Origin of the sequence: Pradoshia eiseniae (assembly GCF_002946355.1) — a bacterium.
Lineage (GTDB): Bacteria > Bacillota > Bacilli > Bacillales > Pradoshiaceae > Pradoshia > Pradoshia eiseniae.
The window spans coordinates 1-19,694 of sequence record NZ_PKOZ01000023.1; the positions used below are offsets into that span (position 1 = coordinate 1).

20 protein-coding genes and 1 riboswitch are annotated in these 19,694 nt (G+C 45.9%); all 20 genes read right to left on the bottom strand.

Translation table 11 applies throughout. The features are described 5' to 3' along the window. Positions 1-86: 86 nt before the first annotated feature. Positions 87-386, bottom strand: coding sequence for a YerC/YecD family TrpR-related protein (locus CYL18_RS18095; protein WP_104850879.1), 300 nt, complete (start codon positions 384-386; stop codon positions 87-89). A gap of 16 nt (positions 387-402) precedes the next feature. Next, complete coding sequence (locus CYL18_RS18100; RefSeq protein ID WP_236636521.1) at positions 403-1,419, bottom strand: DUF3048 domain-containing protein; 1,017 nt, start codon at positions 1,417-1,419, stop codon at positions 403-405. Between the two features lie 39 nt (positions 1,420-1,458). Continuing rightward, a complete protein-coding gene (locus tag CYL18_RS18105) occupies positions 1,459-3,204 on the bottom strand; it encodes an adenine deaminase C-terminal domain-containing protein (RefSeq protein WP_104850896.1) in 1,746 nt (581 codons plus the stop codon). 282 nt (positions 3,205-3,486) lie between these two features. Beyond that, entirely contained in the window at positions 3,487-4,764 is a 1,278-nt protein-coding gene (purD, locus tag CYL18_RS18110; RefSeq protein ID WP_104850880.1) for a phosphoribosylamine--glycine ligase, read from the bottom strand. Between the two features lie 18 nt (positions 4,765-4,782). After that, entirely contained in the window at positions 4,783-6,318 is a 1,536-nt protein-coding gene (gene purH / locus CYL18_RS18115) for a bifunctional phosphoribosylaminoimidazolecarboxamide formyltransferase/IMP cyclohydrolase (protein ID WP_104850881.1), read from the bottom strand. A gap of 14 nt (positions 6,319-6,332) precedes the next feature. After that, a complete protein-coding gene (gene purN, locus CYL18_RS18120; protein WP_104850882.1) occupies positions 6,333-6,896 on the bottom strand; it encodes a phosphoribosylglycinamide formyltransferase in 564 nt (187 codons plus the stop codon). After that, complete coding sequence (purM, locus tag CYL18_RS18125; protein WP_104850883.1) at positions 6,893-7,945, bottom strand: phosphoribosylformylglycinamidine cyclo-ligase; 1,053 nt, start codon at positions 7,943-7,945, stop codon at positions 6,893-6,895. Before purM ends, purN begins: the two co-directional genes overlap by 4 nt. 38 nt (positions 7,946-7,983) lie before the next feature. After that, on the bottom strand, positions 7,984-9,402 hold the full coding sequence (gene purF, locus CYL18_RS18130) for an amidophosphoribosyltransferase (RefSeq protein ID WP_104850884.1): 1,419 nt from the start codon (positions 9,400-9,402) through the stop codon (positions 7,984-7,986). Then, on the bottom strand, positions 9,378-11,612 hold the full coding sequence (gene purL / locus CYL18_RS18135; RefSeq protein WP_104850885.1) for a phosphoribosylformylglycinamidine synthase subunit PurL: 2,235 nt from the start codon (positions 11,610-11,612) through the stop codon (positions 9,378-9,380). The genes purF and purL overlap by 25 nt, the downstream gene beginning before the upstream one ends. Further along, the gene (purQ, locus tag CYL18_RS18140; protein ID WP_104850886.1) at positions 11,596-12,279 is read right to left on the bottom strand and encodes a phosphoribosylformylglycinamidine synthase subunit PurQ; all 684 of its coding nucleotides are present in this window, start codon (positions 12,277-12,279) and stop codon (positions 11,596-11,598) included. Before purQ ends, purL begins: the two co-directional genes overlap by 17 nt. Next, a complete protein-coding gene (gene purS, locus CYL18_RS18145) occupies positions 12,276-12,530 on the bottom strand; it encodes a phosphoribosylformylglycinamidine synthase subunit PurS (RefSeq protein WP_104850887.1) in 255 nt (84 codons plus the stop codon). Before purS ends, purQ begins: the two co-directional genes overlap by 4 nt. Then, a complete protein-coding gene (gene purC / locus CYL18_RS18150; protein ID WP_104850888.1) occupies positions 12,523-13,242 on the bottom strand; it encodes a phosphoribosylaminoimidazolesuccinocarboxamide synthase in 720 nt (239 codons plus the stop codon). Before purC ends, purS begins: the two co-directional genes overlap by 8 nt. Positions 13,243-13,331: 89 nt before the next feature. Further along, positions 13,332-14,624: an adenylosuccinate lyase gene (gene purB, locus CYL18_RS18155; RefSeq protein ID WP_104850889.1), complete on the bottom strand. Its 1,293-nt coding sequence runs from the start codon at positions 14,622-14,624 to the stop codon at positions 13,332-13,334. Between the two features lie 18 nt (positions 14,625-14,642). Then, a complete protein-coding gene (purK, locus tag CYL18_RS18160) occupies positions 14,643-15,797 on the bottom strand; it encodes a 5-(carboxyamino)imidazole ribonucleotide synthase (RefSeq protein WP_201741317.1) in 1,155 nt (384 codons plus the stop codon). Further along, entirely contained in the window at positions 15,784-16,272 is a 489-nt protein-coding gene (gene purE, locus CYL18_RS18165) for a 5-(carboxyamino)imidazole ribonucleotide mutase (protein ID WP_104850890.1), read from the bottom strand. Before purE ends, purK begins: the two co-directional genes overlap by 14 nt. A gap of 132 nt (positions 16,273-16,404) precedes the next feature. After that, positions 16,405-16,508: riboswitch (purine riboswitch) on the bottom strand. A 96-nt stretch (positions 16,509-16,604) separates the two neighbouring features. Beyond that, the gene (locus CYL18_RS18170; RefSeq protein ID WP_201741318.1) at positions 16,605-16,775 is read right to left on the bottom strand and encodes an NETI motif-containing protein; all 171 of its coding nucleotides are present in this window, start codon (positions 16,773-16,775) and stop codon (positions 16,605-16,607) included. 185 nt (positions 16,776-16,960) lie between these two features. After that, entirely contained in the window at positions 16,961-17,272 is a 312-nt protein-coding gene (locus CYL18_RS18175) for a hypothetical protein (protein WP_104850892.1), read from the bottom strand. Positions 17,273-17,282: 10 nt separating this feature from the next. After that, positions 17,283-18,017, bottom strand: a complete 735-nt coding sequence (locus tag CYL18_RS18180) for an alpha/beta fold hydrolase (RefSeq protein WP_104850893.1) — start codon at positions 18,015-18,017, stop codon at positions 17,283-17,285. A gap of 34 nt (positions 18,018-18,051) precedes the next feature. After that, a complete protein-coding gene (locus CYL18_RS18185) occupies positions 18,052-18,570 on the bottom strand; it encodes a GrpB family protein (protein WP_104850894.1) in 519 nt (172 codons plus the stop codon). Between the two features lie 6 nt (positions 18,571-18,576). Beyond that, positions 18,577-19,425 carry an alpha/beta fold hydrolase gene (locus CYL18_RS18190; RefSeq protein ID WP_236636522.1) on the bottom strand — a complete coding sequence of 283 codons (849 nt, stop codon included), beginning with the start codon at positions 19,423-19,425 and terminating at the stop codon, positions 18,577-18,579. Between the last annotated feature and the right edge of the window lie 269 nt (positions 19,426-19,694).

Below are 19,694 nucleotides of genomic sequence, written 5' to 3' on the forward strand. Positions count from 1 at the left end.
TTTTCCTGAAAGAGAATAGGAAAACCCCGAATAGGGTCCACTTTTTTTAAAGTGTCCACTATTCGGGGTGCAGTTCAGCTGCTGGTTTATACGTCTTTTTCTTTTAGTCTGCCAAGCGCCATTGAATACGCGTCATTGCCGTAATTCAAGCAGCGTTTCACACGGGAAATGGTCGCTGTGCTTGCTCCTGTTTCCTTTTCAATCATGTGATAGGTCTTTCCTTCTTCCAGCATGCGAGCTACTTCAAGCCGCTGCGCCAATGATTGAATTTCATTGACTGTACAAAGATCATCAAAGAAACGGTAGCATTCCTCAAGGTCATTCAACGATAATATGGCATTGAATAATTGATCCAATTCCTTGCCTTTTAGTTTGTCAATTTGCATATAAAAAATAATCCTCCTAATTATTTGAGAGTGTGACACTCTCCTCAAGGCCTGATGTCGGAATGACATTGATCCATGTCTTCCCAGGCACTAATTTTATTTCTTTACCATCTGTAACAGGAACAATTCGATTATCATCCGATTCCCATTGTATTTTAAGTAGTTTTCCCTTTTGGAGCAAGTAGGCATTTCCTCCGCTCTCCAAATCAATATCACGTCTGCCCTTATCGTCCACTACTTCATGTTCTGCTTCGATGATGAAAACATTGGCCAGCTCGACCGGTTCATTGGTGTCATAGTCCTCAGTCCTCATCCCTGCGGTATAACGGGAATACGTTTCACTGTTCTCATTATACTCATAGGTCACATCAAAACTCGAGGAATCATAAGAAACGGAGATTTTTGAATAGTCATCCCCTTTTATTTCATTCGCTTCCTCTTTTGACATGAAGGTATAGCTAGGGGCGCTGGTATTCATATCATACCCTTTCTCCTCTGCCCCTTCCATCACATGATCGTATGTAATATAAGAGTTATGAGGCGCTTTCCGAAATGAAGCTCGTTCAAATAATGTGCCATCATATTTAAGCCCATTTAAATGATCTACGTAATTACTCTCAATTAATTTCTTAGCTTCTGGGCTCCAGCCATGAAAAACGAAGAGACTATCATACCCTTTCGCTAAGCGAATGTAATAATCCCTTGCACTTCTGACCGGGCCAAACGTTTCTGGAAATTCACTCTGATAAATCGCCAATAACCTCGTGATATTGCTTTCTGCCAAAATCTCATACACAACATCTGCCTTAGACAACCCTGATTGCGGTCTCGCTTCCGGGTGATTATTCACCATGACAGCGATTGCCCTATGATCCTCTCCCTCTTCCGCTTCCAAACCTGTCAGCGGATAAACCTCACTGGTATGGCGGCTATTGCTGTCTTCCTTTTTGGCGGTTTCAGGGGCTTCATTAGACTTACAGCCTGCGAGAAGCACGGTGCAAATAATCATGAATGTACAAATCTTCTTTAACATGTGACTCCTCCTCCTCATGCTAGCCTTCTCTTTATTATTTTAACGCATTATAGTTGGAAAGAGTATAGATTTATTCATGACTTCATATAAGCCAGCCTGTGTTACACGGAGATATGGAAGATGAGTAGATGTAAAGAATAAAAGCGAATACATCGGGTCTTCAAAGGGGTACCCTTTTTCCGCAAGCAATTCCTTCATACGGCTCTCCTGCTCGATTAAATCAGGCAAACTCGCTTTAGACATCACACCCTGAAGCTCAAGCGGCATCTCAAACAATATTTCCCCCTTCTCTGCTATCACGATTCCTCCGCCTATTTCCTTCATCCGATTGAAGGCGAGCTTTATGTCCTTCCGACTCTTACCAATCAGGATGATATCGCCTGAATTGGTGAAGGAGGAGGCAAACCCATGCAGATGACTCGCAAAGCCCTTCAGCAGCGTATTGATGCGGGATTGTCCATCTCTTCTAAGAAACGTAAAGTAGCATTCATCATGATCCATATCCAATACTTCTCTTGAAATATCAATATGGATGGAATATGGCTTTGTAATGACGCTATTCTCCATATTAATTCCGAATGGCATGGAATATTGCAAATCATCCTCCGTTAAATTCCAATCAAGCGCAAGCGGGCTTAATCCATATTCCTCCCATTGAAGCGGAGATTTGTATTCTGCGCAGGCGGCACCATCTTTTTTTACCCATTGTCCCTTTGATAGCACAGAACGAGGGGTCGGGTTATCCTTCTCTTCAAGGAAGTTGATATTAGCCACGCGCCCAGTCGCAATATTCCCATGTAAATACTCGATATGATAGTAACGGGCGATGTTCAAGGAGGCCATATTGTATGCTTCAATCAGCGGCACACCCTTGTCAATCGCAATTTTAATCAGGCTATCCGTAAATCCTTCCTTGTAAAAGCCAGGACTTGACCCGTCTGTATTGAAGAAACATTTATCATATGACTTCAGTCCATATTCCTGGAGGTATTCCAGGATGCCTGGCAAATCTGGACGAATCGAGGAGTGACGCAAGGACACATGATAGCCTTGCCCAAGCCGTCTAATGACCTCTTCACCCGTCATCGCCTCATGATCACAATCTGCACCAAGAAGCATCAATTTCGCCAGGGTCTTTTCTGATGAGCCCGGAAAATGCCCCTCAATCTTCTTGCGCATCCGTTTTGCCTCCTGCATCCAGTGCAGCATCATATCATCACCATCAAGCAAACGCGGCCAGCCAGTCAGCTCCCCTGCCTGGAGCACGCCATCATGCTCAAGCCAGCTCTTTACATTTGCATGGGAGAAGACTTCCTCTTCATTGCATAGCTCTGTCTGCGAGTCTAGCCTTGCCCACCAAAACATGGAGTAGGGCAGGTTTCGCAGCTCCTTCAGAAGCGCAAACGCTTTCCTTTTTTCCAATAATGTAAACAAGGTCATATTATCATTAATCAATGTCGTTGTTCCGAATTGGGCAGCGTAAGAAGCGAGCGTGACAGGATTGTACAGCTGCGCAGGATGTGCATGCGGTTCTATGTAGCCCGGAACAAGATACTGTCCCGCGCAATCAATGATTTCACAACCATCCTGCACTGCCGGCATCTTATCTCCTACATATATGATTCGATCCTTGTAAATCCAAATATTCGCTTCCATCCATTCTTCCAACACTTGATTTAAATAAACGGCATTTCTCAACACGATAGTTGGTGCCTTTTTCCCATCTATGATGCTTACATGTTCTCTTAGCTGTTTGTTTTTCCATCTATATCGTTGCTCAAGCATGAACAATCCTCCTTCAGCCAAACCGGTTACCTCTAGCAGCTTATTATCATTTACTGGAAATGTAAGCCTTTTCATAATTGTACCACATTTTTTCGATTTAGAGCACGAAAGTTATCCTAAAATCCTTATTAACCTTGACATTTCTTCATTAGCAGGAAAGCCGATAGCCATCTTCAAATCTTATCTATCAAGCATGATGTCCGTAATGGCTAAAAATAATTATTCTACGGACAGCAAAAAAGCCTATCACACCAGTTTGGCATGATAGACTCACGTAAGGAGTTATTCTATTAAACTAGGCACTGTCGCTTTTTCACCAATATCATGACGATAAAATAGCCCTTTGCATTGAATGGTCTCAAGCTCCTGGTACACCTTCTTCTTCGCCACTTCTATAGAAGAGCCAAGAGCGGTTACAAGCAGGACTCTGCCCCCATTCGTAATGAATTCACCATAGTCATTTTTGGCTGTGCCTGCATGGTAGACGTACATATCTTCACTAATATAACCTAGTCCCTTAATGACTGCTCCTTTTTCATACCCATCTTCGGGATAGCCATTAGCAGCCAGTACGACGCCAAGCGCGCTTTCTTCCGTCCACTCCAGCTCAAAGTCACGTCCCCAAAGAACATGCTGAACCACTTCCACTAGGTCTGATTTAAGCCTTGGCAGGATGACCTGTGTTTCCGGATCACCAAATCTGGCATTGAATTCTATGACTTTAGGTCCGTCTTCGGTCGCTATCAGCCCAGCATAGAGGATACCCGTGAACGGGCGTCCCTCCTTAACCATCGCTTTGGCGGTCGGGAGCAGAATTTCGATAAGCGCTTTTTGGACGATTGTCTCATTAATTTGCGGTACAGGGGAGCAGGCGCCCATACCGCCTGTATTCGGACCCTTATCCCCATCAAATGCACGCTTATGGTCTTGGGCAATCTCCATTGGATATACATGTTCCCCATTAACGAAAGCCATGTAAGAGAACTCCTGTCCAGCAAGGAACTCCTCAATGACGACCTTGCTCGAGGCCTTGCCGAATTTCGCATCTGCAAGCATTGCCTCAAGCGCTCCAATAGCTTCCCGTTCATTCATAGCCACGACAACACCCTTGCCGGCAGCCAGTCCGTCCGCCTTGATGACAATCGGTGTGCCCTGCTTCTTCACATAGGCAATAGCTGGTTCAAGCTCAGTGAAAGTCTCATAGTCAGCCGTTGGGATCGCATACTTCTTCAGTAAATCCTTTGTAAAGGATTTACTTCCCTCAATGATAGCAGCAGCCTTTGTCGGTCCAAAAATAACTAGGCCCTCTTTCGTGAACTCATCGACAATTCCATTCATGAGCGGCACCTCAGGCCCAACAAAGGTCAGCCCAATCTCACGCTCACGCGCAAAATCCACTAAGGCTTGGAGATTCATCTCATTGATGGCCACAGGTTCAGCGACATCAGACATTCCGGGATTGCCAGGTGCAACATACACCTTATCGACATGCCTGCTCTCAGAAAACTTGCGTGCCAGCGCATGCTCGCGGCCTCCTCGGCCAATAACCAATATCTTCATCGTCCCTCATCGCTCCTTTTAATGTTTGAAATGGCGTATGCCCGTGAAGACCATGGCAATTCCGTATTCATCCGCCTTTTTAATGGAGTCCTCATCACGAACGGAGCCTCCTGGCTGAACGATGGCTGTTATGCCTGCTTTTGCTGCTGCCTCAACGGTGTCATCCATCGGAAAGAAAGCATCAGATGCGAGTATGGCTCCCTTCGCCTTTTCACCAGCCTGTTCAAGTGCGATATTGGCTGCTCCTATCCGGTTCATTTGGCCTGCGCCAACACCAAGCGTCATTTGGCGATCTGCTACGACAATCGCATTGGATTTCACATGCTTCACGACTTTCCAGCCGAATTTCAGCGCTTCCCATTCCGCTTGTGTCGGCTCTCTCTTCGTCGCAATCTTCATCTCTGAATCATCCAATGTCGCATAATCCAAATCTTGAATCAAAAGACCTCCAGCAACCGAAGTAAGCTTATTCTCCTTCATATCCTTAGCACTGAAATCAACCTCAAGCAAACGGATATTCTTCTTTGAGGTCAAGATTTCGAGCGCCTCGTTGGAGAAGGATGGAGCAATGACAATTTCCAGGAATATCTCATGCAAAGCGCTCGCTGTCTGAGCATCCACTTCACGGTTCAATGCCACAATACCGCCAAAAATGGACGTAGGATCAGCATCATATGCTTTTTGGAAGGCCTCTGCAACTGATTCTCCCGTACCGACCCCGCATGGATTCATATGCTTGACCGCGACGGCTGCTGGCTGGTCAAATTCCTTCACAATTTGGAGGGCTGCATCCGCATCATTGATATTGTTATAGGAAAGCTCCTTACCATGAAGCTGCTTGGCATTTGCAATGGAGAAGGCTGTACCCAATGGCTTTTGATAGAAGGCTGCCTTCTGATGCGGGTTTTCCCCATAGCGAAGGGGCTGTTTCAATGTATAAGTAATCGTAACAGACTCAGGCTGCTCTTCTTCTGCAAGATTCGTCATATATTCGGCAATCATTGCATCGTAGCCAGCGGTATGACGGTATACTTTTGCTGCAAGACGCCTTCTTTCCTTTAAGGAAAGCTCACCTGTCTCCAACCCTTTCAGCACTGTCTCATAATCAGCCGGGTCAACGACGACAGCCACTGATTCATGGTTTTTCGCAGAGGCACGCAGCATTGCCGGGCCGCCAATGTCTATATTCTCTATCGCTTCCTCAACTGTCAGGCCACTCCTCGCTATTGTCTGCTGAAATGGATATAGGTTTACGCATACGAGCTGGATTGGCATAATGCCCTGGTCTGCCAGCTGCTGCATATGTGAGTCATTGTCCTGCTTTCCTAAAAGCCCTCCATGAATGGCCGGATGCAATGTTTTCACACGTCCGTCCATGATTTCAGGAAAACCGGTCACCTCACTGACACTTTTAACCGGAATAGCATTTTCCGCAAGTACCTTTTTCGTTCCGCCTGTTGAGATAATCTCAAAGCCGAGGCTTGCTACTTGCCTCGCAAACTCTACAATTCCTGTCTTATCGGATACACTGATCAATGCACGCTTTGTTGCCATATCTGCTCCTCCTGTCAATTACACACCTTTTCTATAATGGCTGGATATAAACGATGTTCAACTTGCTGGATTTTCTGATGAACCTTAGCTGAATCATCACCAGCTTCAATTGTAATGGCCTCCTGGGCAATGATTGGGCCTGTATCCATTCCAGCATCCACATAATGAATTGTCACACCGGATACCTTCACTCCCGCTGCCATCGCTTGCCCCACGGCATCTTTTCCCGGAAAGGACGGCAGAAGGGAAGGATGGATATTCAAAATCCGATTGGGATAGGCCTCTAACAATGAAGGCCCAATTAATCTCATAAACCCAGCAAGAATAATCCATTCCACCTCTTTTTCACGCAGGACAGCAAGCACTTTCTCTTCATATGCCTTCTTGGAGGGGTAATCCTTTGGCTTGAATGTTAATACAGGCACACCCAGCTCTTCAGCCCGGGTCACACAATACGCTCCTGGCTGGTCACAAATCAGCATTTCTACTGATATACGCGCGTCTCCTGTGCGCATTGCTTCCACGATCGCCTGAAAATTGCTTCCGCTTCCCGAAGCAAATATCGCAATCTTTGTCATGGCTTCTCCCTATAATAACGTTTTTCTGTAAAATGGACCCCTGGATTTTCTGTCACACTTCCTATGCGAGCTGGCCTCTCCCCGTGATGCTCCAGTACATGAATCACCGCTTCTGCATCGGCAGCCCGAACGGCGAGAACCATACCTATTCCCATATTAAACACGTTAAACATCTCGTCATCCCCTAAAGAACCCTTTTTCTTTAAGAGCTGATATATAGCCGGGATTTCCCATGTGCCGAGCTCAATCTCAACACCTTGGCCTTCCTTCAGCATGCGCGGGATATTCTCAAAGAACCCGCCGCCAGTGATATGGGAAATTCCATGAATGCCCTCTGTTTCAAGCGCAGCAAGCACTGGTTTCACATAAATCTTCGTCGGGCGCAGCAATTCAGCTCCCAACGTGCTGCCTAACTCATCCACATAAGAGGAAAGCTCGAGACCCGCATCCTCTAGCAGAATCTTCCGAACAAGTGAGTATCCATTACTATGGATACCGCTTGAAGGCAGACCGATGAGCACGTCACCTGCTGAAACCTTGCTTCCATCAATCATCCGGCTCTTTTCCGCAACACCGACCGTGAAGCCAGCCAAATCATACTCCTCCAAGCTATACATGCCAGGCATCTCTGCTGTCTCCCCGCCAATAAGAGCACAGCCCGCTTGCAGGCAGCCTTCAGAAACGCCTTTAACGATCGCTTCGATTTTCTCCGGCAAAGCTTTCCCGCAGGCGATGTAATCAAGGAAAAAGAGGGGCTCGGCTCCTTGTGCGACGACATCGTTCACACACATGGCCACACAATCGATACCAATCGTATCATGCTTATCCATCATCATCGCAATCATCAGCTTTGTTCCAACCCCATCCGTACCTGATACGAGGACCGGCTCCTTAACGTTTAAGGCAGAAAGATCGAACATCCCTCCAAATCCGCCTAGTGAGCCTAGCACACCCTGTCTCTTCGTACGGCTGACATGCTTTTTCATCCGCTCTACCGCTTCATAGCCAGCCTCAATATCTACACCCGCATTTTTATAAGCATTCGACATTGTCATCTTCCTCTCCATCTAGTACGGATCCTGCTATGTTAGTTGATTTTCTCATACGGATGGTCTTCCATCGTATAGATCTCTGTCGGATACTTGCCGGTAAAGCAAGCCATGCACTGTCCGCGGTATTCCCCCTCAAACGGTCGCCCGATTGCTTCAATCGTCCCTTCCACGCTCAAAAATGTCAAAGTGTCTGCACCAATCATCTCACGGATTTCCTCAACGGTGTTCCTGCCTGCAATTAGCTCTTCCTTCGAAGAGGTATCAATTCCATAGAAGCATGGATTTTTAATAGGTGGAGAACTAATGCATACATGCACTTCTTTTGCTCCCGCCTCCTTCAGCATTTTAACGATCCTTCTGCTTGTTGTGCCGCGAACAATTGAATCATCAACCATGATAACCCGCTTGCCTTCGACGACACCGCGTACCGGTGCCAGCTTCATCTTTACCCCTTGCTCGCGCAAGGTTTGGGATGGCTGGATGAATGTGCGTCCGACATACCGATTCTTAATCAGTCCCATTTCATACGGGATGCCGCTTGCCTCAGCAAATCCAATCGCGGCTGAAATGCTTGAATCAGGTACACCAGTCACCACATCTGCTTCAATTTGCGCTTCCTTCGCCAAACGTTTGCCGAGGTTTTTCCTGGCTGTATGAACATTGATGCCGTCAATATTGCTGTCAGGACGCGAGAAGTAAATATACTCCATACTGCACATCGCACGGCCGGTGGAGAAGGCAAAGAATTCTGAGTGGATTCCTTCATCATTTATGATGACAAGCTCGCCAGGTTCCACATCTCTTATATACTCAGCCCCGACAAGGTCAAATGCACAGGTTTCTGATGCCGCAACATAGGCGCCTCCGAGGCGACCAATTGATACTGGACGCAAGCCATGCGGGTCGACCGCAATCAGCATATCCGTCTCCGTCATCACTAGGAAAGCATAGGCACCTTGGACATGTGACAGTGCCTGTTTGACCCGATCCTTGAAGGCTCCTGTACCAGAACGGCGAATCAAGTGAGCCAGCACTTCCGTATCAGAGGTCGTTTGGAAGATGCTTCCCTGCACCTCGAGCTGGTTTTTCAGACTCGTTGCATTGACGAGGTTACCGTTATGAGCCAAGGCAAAGCTTCCAACCGTTTGCGAATTGAATAGAAATGGCTGCACATTCGCAACACCCCCTCCGCCTGCTGTGGCATAGCGAACATGGCCAATCGCACCATTGCCCTTTAGATCCTCCATCGTCTTTTGGGAAAATACCTCATTTACGAGGCCTTCTGCTTTATGGACACGGAGGGTTTCCCCATCGGTCACCACCATTCCTGCGCCTTCCTGTCCTCTATGCTGAAGACTGTGTAACCCATAATAGGTGAGTTGAGATGCCTCCTCATGACCCCAAATGCCAAATAATCCACACTCTTCATTTAATCCACGGATTTCAGCAAGCATGGTATAGCTCCCTTCCAAGCGTTCAATAGCTCCGTTGCTTCAATATCAATGATGTTCAGCTCTTCTTTTGACCGGATGACATATCTCCCTGATTCCGTGACGGTACCCGCTAATTTCGCATCTGGCACGAGTGATTCAAAGGCTGTTTTGTTTGCCGCATCCACCGAAACCACAAAGCGTGACTGCGTTTCTGCGAATAAAGCCGTTACGATTTCACCGGCCACCTCAACATCAAGGCCAAGTCCCTCTGCTGTGAACAGCCCCTCTGCAAGCGCAACGCCTAAACCGCCTTCAGAAATATCATGCGCGGACTCAACAAGTCCTTCCTGAATGCTTTGAAGCAGTGTCTTCTGCCGTTCTTTTTCCACCTCAAGGTCGATTTTGGGTGACTGACCAAAAATACGCCCGCCGTTCATCCATTTTTGAAGCTCGCTCCCTCCAAACTCAGGGGCTGCCTCGCCAATGATATAAATCAAGTCTCCCGCTTTCTTAAATGATTGAGTCGTAATATGCTTTGTATCATGTACAAGGCCAACCATGCCGACTACAGGAGTCGGATAGATTGCCTCCCCATTCGTTTCGTTATATAAGGAGACATTCCCGCCAATAACCGGTGTGCTAAGCACACGGCAGCCCTCACTCATGCCATCTGCCGCCTTTTCAAGCTGCCAGAAGATCTCAGGCTTCTCAGGATTCCCAAAATTCAGACAGTCTGTGATAGCAAGCGGCTCTGCTCCTGAACAAACGATATTGCGAGCAGCCTCAGCCACAGCGATTTTGCCGCCTGCCTCTGGATCAAGGTATAGATAACGAGAATTGCAATCCGTCGTCATCGCAAGTGCTTTTTTCGTCCCGCGAATACGGACAACAGCCGCGTCTGAGCCCGGAGCCACAATCGTATTTGTGCGAACCATATAATCATATTGATCGTACACCCATTCCTTGCTCGCAATGGTCGGCTGCGCCAGCAGGGCAAGAAGGGCTTTTGTATAATCCTCTACTGCCGGTACCTCCGTCTTCATCTCACGGAATTCACGGATATAAGCCGGCTCTTCTGAAGGCTTATGGTATACAGGTGCATCAAGAGCAAGCGCGTCAGCTGGCACCTCTGCCACAATCTCTCCATGATGCTTTAAGCGAAGTATTTTATCATCCGTCACGGCGCCCACCGCTACGGCTTCGAGACCGTATTTCTCGAATAATTCCTCAATTTCAGTTTCCCGGCCCTTTGTCACGACAATCAGCATCCGCTCCTGTGATTCTGAAAGCATCATTTCATATGGCGTCATCCCTGTCTCACGCTGCGGCACTAAATCAAGGTTCATCTCGATTCCGCTCCCTGCCTTTGATGCCATCTCAGCTGAAGAACTTGTCAAGCCTGCCGCTCCCATATCCTGAATGCCGACGAGTGCATCCGATTGGATTAATTCAAGACAAGCCTCAAGTAAGAGCTTCTCCATGAACGGGTCTCCGACCTGTACCGCCGGACGCTTGGAATCAGATTCGTCCGTCAGCTCCTCCGAGGCAAATGTCGCCCCGTGGATTCCGTCACGGCCTGTCTTCGCGCCCACATACATAACCGTATTGCCAACACCGCGAGCCTGGCCGACTTTAATATCCTCATGATTAATAAGGCCAACACACATTGCATTTACCAATGGATTTCCCTCATAGGAAGGGTCGAACTGGATTTCTCCGCCAACCGTCGGTATCCCGATGCAGTTGCCATATCCGGCAATACCGGACACGATTTCTTCAAATAAATATTTCATGCGCGGAGTTGTCAGCTCCCCAAAACGAAGGGAGTTAAGAAGGGCAATTGGGCGCGCTCCCATTGAGAACACATCACGGATAATCCCGCCGACACCAGTTGCTGCACCTTGATAAGGCTCAATGGCGGACGGATGATTATGGCTTTCAATCTTAAATACGACTGCCTGGCCGTCACCGATATCGACGATACCCGCTCCTTCTCCAGGACCCTGAAGTACGCGCTCCCCTTCTGTCGGGAACTTCTTCAGCACGGGCTTTGAGTTCTTATAGCTGCAATGCTCAGACCACATAACCGAGAAAAGCCCTGTCTCCGTATAATTTGGCAGGCGTCCTAAAATTCTCTCAATACTGGCGAACTCCTCATCGGTTATTCCCATTGAGGCATACACACGGTCTTCTTTAATCATAGATGGAGTCGGTTCAAGCATTAACGACATGGGTTTCCCTCCAATAGTGAACAATCGATTTAAATAGCTTTAATCCGTCAACACTGCCAAGCATATCCGATACAGCCCGCTCCGGATGGGGCATCATCCCAAGAACGTTCTTATTCTCATTTATGATTCCGGCAATATCTTCATGACTTCCATTCGGATTGCCTGAATACGTGAAAAGAATGCGCTGCTGATCCTTTAATTGCCGCAAGGTCGCTTCATCACAATAATAGTTGCCTTCCCCATGAGCGATGGGAATCGTAATTGTTTCACCCATTTCATAGCAGGAGGTAAATGGCGTATCGGTCTGTTTTACGACCAATTCCTGCGGACGGCAGATGAACTTCAGCCCTGAGTTCCGCTGCATTGCCCCAGGAAGAAGACCTGCCTCTAGCAGCACCTGAAATCCATTGCAAACACCAAGAACAGGCTTCCCTGCCCCCGCCGCTTGTTTCACCGCTTCCATAATCGGTGAAAAGCGGGCAATCGCCCCACAGCGCAGATAATCCCCATAGGAGAAGCCGCCTGGCAGCAGAACCGCATCAAAGCCATCCAGGCTCGTTTCCGTATGCCAAACATATTCCGCTTCCTCTCCCAGCTCATCCACTACAGCATGGTACATATCGACATCACAATTTGATCCTGGGAAGACAATCACGGCAAATTTCACGGTGCGATTACCTCCTCAATCTCATAGCGATAATCCTCAATCACTGTGTTAACCAATAATTTTTCACACATGCTTCGTATGACTTCATCTAGGTCTCTATCAGATTTCTCAATAGAGAGCTCCATGTATTTGCCTATCCGTACATCTTTAACCTCTTGATAATTCATAGAATTCAGAGATTTTTGCACAGCAGTACCCTGCGGATCTAGGACACTTTCACGTAAGGTCACATATACTTTCACTTTATGCATTTTGGAGGCCCTCCAGCTTTTCTAGTATTTTTTTATAGGCTTCCGTTAGGCTGCCTAATTCACGGCGAAACACATCTTTATCTAACTTAGCGTTCGAAACCTCATCCCATAGGCGGCACGTATCGGGTGAAATTTCATCCGCCAGGAGGATTTGACCTTTGCTATCTTTGCCAAATTCAAGCTTGAAATCGACCAATTTAATTCCTGCAGAGGCAAATAGCCCTGTTAGCTTCTTATTGATTTGCAAGGCGTTTTTCTTCAGCACAGCCACATCTTCCTCACTCGCGAGTCCGAGAATATCGATATGGTCCTCTGTAATCAGCGGGTCCCCAAGGGCGTCATCCTTATAATAGAACTCGACAATTGGGTGCTTTAGCCGTATACCTTCCTCCATACCGACCCTTTTTGAAAAGCTGCCGGCTGCCACATTGCGGACAACAACCTCAAGCGGGATGACACTCACCCGTTTGACAAGCTGCTCATTCTTTGCGATCTGCTCGATGAAGTGAGAGTCAATCCCAGATGCACGAAGCTCTTGAAATAGCAAGCTCGTAATCTGGTTATTTAACTGTCCCTTCCCTTCAATAGTCGCAAATTTTTTCCCGTTAAAGGCTGTCGCGGAGTCCTTGTACTGAACAAGCACAATTTCAGGATTCTCCGTTGCGTAAATACGCTTAGCCTTACCTTCATAAAGAAGTTCACCATGTACCACTGCATAGCCCCCTAAATGGAAATATCATTAATGCTATATGAGAGAAAAATTGAGGGCATGCCTCCTAATAAAAGGCTGCCCTCCGTTTCTTAAAGCCCTAGGCGTTCAAAGATTACATCCACATTTTTTAGATGATAGTTGTAATCGAAGCAGTCATCTAATTCCTCTTTAGACAGATAGCTTGTGATCACTTCATCCTCTTCAAGCAGCTTCCTGAATTGGACTTGCTTTTCCCACGCTTCCATCGCTTTTGGCTGTACCGTATCATAGGCTTTTTCCCTTGATAATCCCTTGTCAATGAGCGCTAGAAGTACACGCTGGGAATAAATCAAGCCATAAGTGCGCTCCATATTGCGTTTCATATTTTCCGGGAAGACAGTCAGGTTCTTCACGATATTACCGAAACGGTTCAACATGTAATTCAACAGAATAGTCGCATCCGGCAGGATAATCCGCTCTGCTGAAGAATGAGATATATCTCTTTCATGCCAAAGCGTTACGTTCTCATAGGCAGTCATCATATGGCCTCTGATAACGCGTGCAAGACCCGTCATATTCTCAGAACCGATTGGATTGCGCTTATGCGGCATGGCGGATGAACCTTTTTGTCCTTTCGCAAAGAATTCCTCCACCTCACGCGTCTCACTTTTTTGCAGGCCGCGAATCTCAGTTGCGAACTTCTCTATAGATGTCGCAATCAGTGCCAGCGTTGACATATATTGTGCATGACGGTCACGCTGCAAGGTTTGAGTCGAGATTGGTGCTGCAGAAATACCAAGCTTCTCGCACACATATTGCTCCACGAACGGATCGATATTCGCATACGTTCCAACAGCACCAGAAATCTTGCCAAACTCAACATTCTTTGCAGCTGCTTTTAATCTCTCCAAATTACGCTTCATTTCCTCTACCCAAAGGGCAAGCTTTAGTCCAAACGTCGTCGGTTCTGCATGTACCCCATGCGTACGTCCCATCATGACCGTATATTTATGAGCCTTTGCTTTTTCTTCTAGAATCGTGATGAAGCGTTCTACATCAGCAAGCAAGATATCATTCGCTTGCTTCAATAAGTATGATAATGCCGTATCGACAACATCTGTGGAAGTCAGACCGTAATGCACCCATTTCCGCTCTTCACCAAGCGTTTCAGAAACCGCGCGCGTAAAGGCTACAACATCATGGCGTGTTTCCTCTTCGATTTCCTTGATGCGATTTACATCAAATGTTGCATTTTCTCTCAGCGCTTTAACATCCTCTTTCGGAATTGCCCCAAGCTCTGCCCAAGCTTCACACGCTAAGATCTCCACTTCTAGCCAAGCCTTGAAACGGTTCTCCTCCGTCCAAATTGCGCCCATTTCAGGTCTTGTATAACGTTCTATCATGAATGTTGTCCACCTTTTCTATTTGATTATGCTTTTGTCTTTCCAAATCTTCGTTTCTTCAAGTTCCCAGAGCACTTCTTCAGGGTCTGGATTCAAAATGGTGATATGGCCCATTTTCCGGCCAACCTTCGCTTCCTCTTTCCCATAGAAGTGAACCTTCCACTCTGGATTGACAGCAATCGCATCGATAACACCGTCCACATGCTCACCAAGCACGTTCACCATGACGGCATTCATATGCATCTCCGTCTGTCCGAGCGGCCAATTACAAATCGCCCGTATATGCTGTTCAAACTGTGAGGTCATACATGCCTCAATGGAATAATGCCCCGAATTATGAGGTCTGGGCGCGAGCTCATTAATGATAATTTCGCTTTCACTGACCAAGAACATCTCAATAGCAAGCGTTCCGACCAAATCAAGTGACACAGCCAGCTGATAGGCCAGATCAATTGCCTCCACTTGCGCCAGCTCACTGATTCTTGCCGGCGCAATTGTCTCATGCAGGATGTTGTTCATATGGATATTCTCAACGACCGGGAAGACTCTGAATTCCCCATCCGATTTTCTTGTCACTATGATAGAGATTTCTTTTTCAAAAGGGATAAATGTCTCGAGCACACAAGGTCCATATGCCAGGATACCTGCTGCCTGCGACAGGTCCTCAGAGCTTCTTAGCACAAGCTGTCCCTTCCCATCATAACCGCCTCTAGCTGTTTTTAGTACAGAAGGATATCCAATCACATCAGCTGCTTGTTTCAAATCCTCCTGGCTATAAATCTCAGCATAAGGCGCTACCTTCACGCCTGAACGCTCAATCGCACGCTTCTCCAAGATACGATCCTGTGTGATGCGCAAAACATTCGACCCTTGCGGAATGTGAGCCTTATCAGCAATCTGGTCAAGTGAATCAGCATCTATATTCTCAAACTCAAATGTGATTACATCACTTATTTCCGCCAGCCGCTCCAAGGCAGCAGCATCATGATAAGCGGCCGTAATTTCCACATCAGCCACCTGCCCGCAAGGACTATTGGGTGTCGGGTCAAGCACGGCAACCTTAAAGCCCGATTGCTTTGCCGCTATCGCCATCATTCTCCCAAGCTGGCCGCCTCCAATGATTCCAATCGTCTTCCCCGGCAAAATAACAGGAATCTGCTCAGTCAAGTTCATCACAGCTCTCCATTGATTGTCTTTGCAGATTCAACGTATATTCCTCCAGCTTCTCGGCCAATTCCTGCTCAAATGCCCCAAGAATCTTCACCGCAAGCAATCCGGCATTCTTCGCGCCTGCTGTCCCAATCGAAACCGTCGCCACCGGCACACCACCTGGCATCTGCACGATTGACAGCAAGGAATCCAGCCCATTTAACGCCTTCGACTGTACCGGCACACCAATCACAGGCAAATTCGTCTTCGCCGCGACCATCCCAGGCAAATGGGCCGCACCGCCCGCTCCCGCGATGATTACCTTCAAGCCTCTATGGCGGGCACTCCCTGCATATTCAAACATGAGGTCTGGTGTCCGGTGGGCCGATACAACCTTCTTCTCATACTCCACACCAAACATCTCAAGAATTTCACAAGCATGCTTCATCGTATCCCAATCTGAAATACTTCCCATGATGACTCCAACCTGAGGGTTCATTATTATTATCTCCTCTCCATATAAAAAAGCTGCATGAACACACTTTCTAAAAAGAGAAAGCAGCTCACACAGCTTAAATAGCCATGCCATAAGCATCCCAAACACAGGAAATGCTTACCTCACAAGTGTCTTGAGAAATGTGCTTTCCCTCATAGTCCAAAAATTTATCCGGTCTTTGGGTAGAAACTCGCGAGCCATATCCCCGCTATTATATGAGAGAATCATTGCATATAGGTTTATATAGTATGTTCGTATCCATATTAACAATCTGAACTTTTAACTGTCAACTGATAATCGAACGTTTCTCGTTATCAATATAAAAACGTTCGTTTTTACTGCTCAATTAACCTTCCTTCAAAGATAATTTGCCTCGAAACTGGAACATATTCCGTTTTCCCTTCAGAAATCACTTCCTGGAAAATCGGCTTTTCCACCCGTTTCACCGGAAAATATCCTTCTCTTTTCATCCGATCTAAACACGCATCGATCGTCTCATTATCCATCAGCTCAAAACGCTGCTTCTTCGGCTTTGCCAATACTACTCTTCCTCTCTTGCTTAAATAACTCACCCTTAGTGTATCCCATTTTTGGGGATTGCTAAAGGGAAAAGAAAAGGAAAGAAAGGGTTTGCTGATCGGCTTATTATTTGAATTTATACGTTCTGATAGATAGAAGGCGTACAAATTATTTATATTCGTAATTTCATCAAGTAATTTTGCTCTTGTATATCCAATATATCTGAGACTAAGCAGGACTTGAATTCTTTAAATAAATATTGAATAGCTGGCACCTCATTCACCCTTTTCATACCATTTAAATAGTCATCCTGACTGTTATACCGAGATATCTCTAACCATTTTGTTTTATCCTCTAAGCTTTTCAAAAGCATTACTTCACAATTCATATGTGCCTGATAAATGGAGGCTGCCTTCTCCTGGATACTTAGGAACAGAGCTTCTCTATCTCCCCGGATATCGTATTCATATATTTTTATAAACAAAGGTTCCCTCCTAAATTATGGTCTTATCCGGCATATCTACTTTTCCTAAAAACTCCCGCAGCACTTCCGTATAGATGCCGGCTTGTTCCTCATGTACCAGATGAGCAGCAAAAGGGATGATGGCTACATGGATATTTTCATGCATGGACTGATACAGCAAAGCGCTCCTGCATTCGGAATCATTTCCTTCACCTACCATATACAAAATAGGCGATTGAATCCCAGTCAAATCTTTTGTGATCTCAAATGGATACCACTCCTCATCTTGAGCAAAGACGAGAAACTGTTTCCAATCAGATTGATGTAACCCATCGAAATAACTCACAACACTCTCATTTTCTAGCATTTGTCGCTGACTCTCCACCTCTAACCTATGCTGCTCCAGCCAGTTTTCCGGTTTTTCAGCCATAATACCTGAGAGCGTTAAACTCTTCACACGATGAGGGAACCTTTTCGCAAAACATAGACCGACCAAACCACCTAATGAGCACCCTACAATATGAACGGAAGTAACACCAATATGCATGAGTGTTTCCTCGAGATCCTGAGCAGAAACCTCAAAGAACTCTTTCGTAATAGAGTTAGCCTCAGATTTACCATGCCCTCTTAAATCAGGCAGAATTACTTTATACTTGTTCTTAAAGTACTCTCTCTGATAATTAAAATCCGTCATTCCTGTTTGAAGCCCAGTATGGAGAAATACTAGCGGCTCACCTTCCCCAATGACCTCTGTATGTAAAATCAAGCCATCACCCCTTCAGCATATTTTTTAGATAGAACTATTCAATTTCTAAACGGGCCTTCATCAGTATTCGCTTAATGAATGGCTCCTTTTCCTTTGTATAAGTAGACCTTTCATATGTATACTTCGCTGCAAGCTGTTGTTTTAAGGAGGCATACTCAGCTGCTGCCTTTGGATTTGTTCGAAGATAATCACGAAACAGCAGCTTATCCCTCCACTCATACCCATCATACTCACATATGTGTAAATGACAGGTTCCTTGTCTCCATAATCCCTTGCGAAAAAAGAACCGATCTTTAAATGATGAGTTTTGAACATATTCATAATCAATCTCACGAAGAGGTTTTACGAACGACAAAGCATTCTCCAAATCACTGACACCAGCCATAATATCAATAATCGGTTTAGCCGGCATTCCTGTCACTGATGTGCTCCCAATATGCTCAATTGCCAGGGCCTGATGGCCAAGGGTCCCTTCAACCCTTTGCTTCTCCCTCTCAAATTGATCAGTCCAGCTTGTATCGTAGTCATGAATCTCAACGACTGGTTTTGCCATCTGCACTCACTCCTCTAACTCTTTCAAGAAATTATAGATTACTCGCTTGAAAGTATCTCTTTCCTCCAAGTGAGGATAATGATTGCTATTTAAAAAAATATTTAAACTGGCATCAGGAATAGCTTGGCTTAATTCAACGGAAAACTCCAAAGGACACTGAACATCATAACTCCCACATAGAATAGCCGTTTTTGTCCGAACTTTAGACAACTGACGGGTCACATCAAAAATGAGGGCCTCCCGACTGAAAAAATCCAACCTGGAAGGGACAATCCTTTTCGCTATATCCTTAGAAAAATACTTCTCATAGTTCTCTGGTTTCCTCAAAGATAGCTGCGTTCTTTCTTTTAATAAAAGAGATCTCTCTTCTTCATGCATATTCGGTTGCTTTAACAATTCCAATAAATCTTGCATCCTCTTAAAATGGGGGTGATTAACATTGTATACACATTTATTTGATGAACTATATTCTCTAGCCGCTGTACCTGTTAAAATCAATGCTTTTAAGGAAGTTGAATAATGGATTCCATATAGAATACCAATCATCCCTCCTGTTGAATGCCCTGCATATATCCACTCTTTATAGCCTAACTTTTTTCTTACCTCTTCTAAATCCAACACAGCATCAATCATGCTTAATTCATACGCATGGTTCGGTTTGTCCGAGTTTCCAGCATCCTTTAAGTTCACGAGAACGACTTTATTTTTATCCGTAAATATATCTGCATAGTAATCACCGGTATGATTAAACGCTGAATAATGATGGGTGACGCAAACTGGCAATCCCTCCCCTTTGATAAAAACTTCAATAGAGCCTCTGTCCGTCCGTATAATCCTTTGCTCCCACATTTGCATAGTAAAACTCCTATAATAATCTATACTTTCCATAAACACTTCGACGTCCTTTGTTTGAACTCCTTTAATTACTAGGCTCTAAACTCGGTGGGTGATATGCACATCTATGTGATACAATAAGTCCCTTACAATAACAATTTTACCCATATCGTAAATGCACAAAAAAACCAGCTCAAAACTGAACTGGTTTCTGCTTGCCCGGCAACGTCCTACTCTCACAGGGGACGCGCGGCCCCAACTACCATCGGCGCGCGAGCTTAACTTCCGTG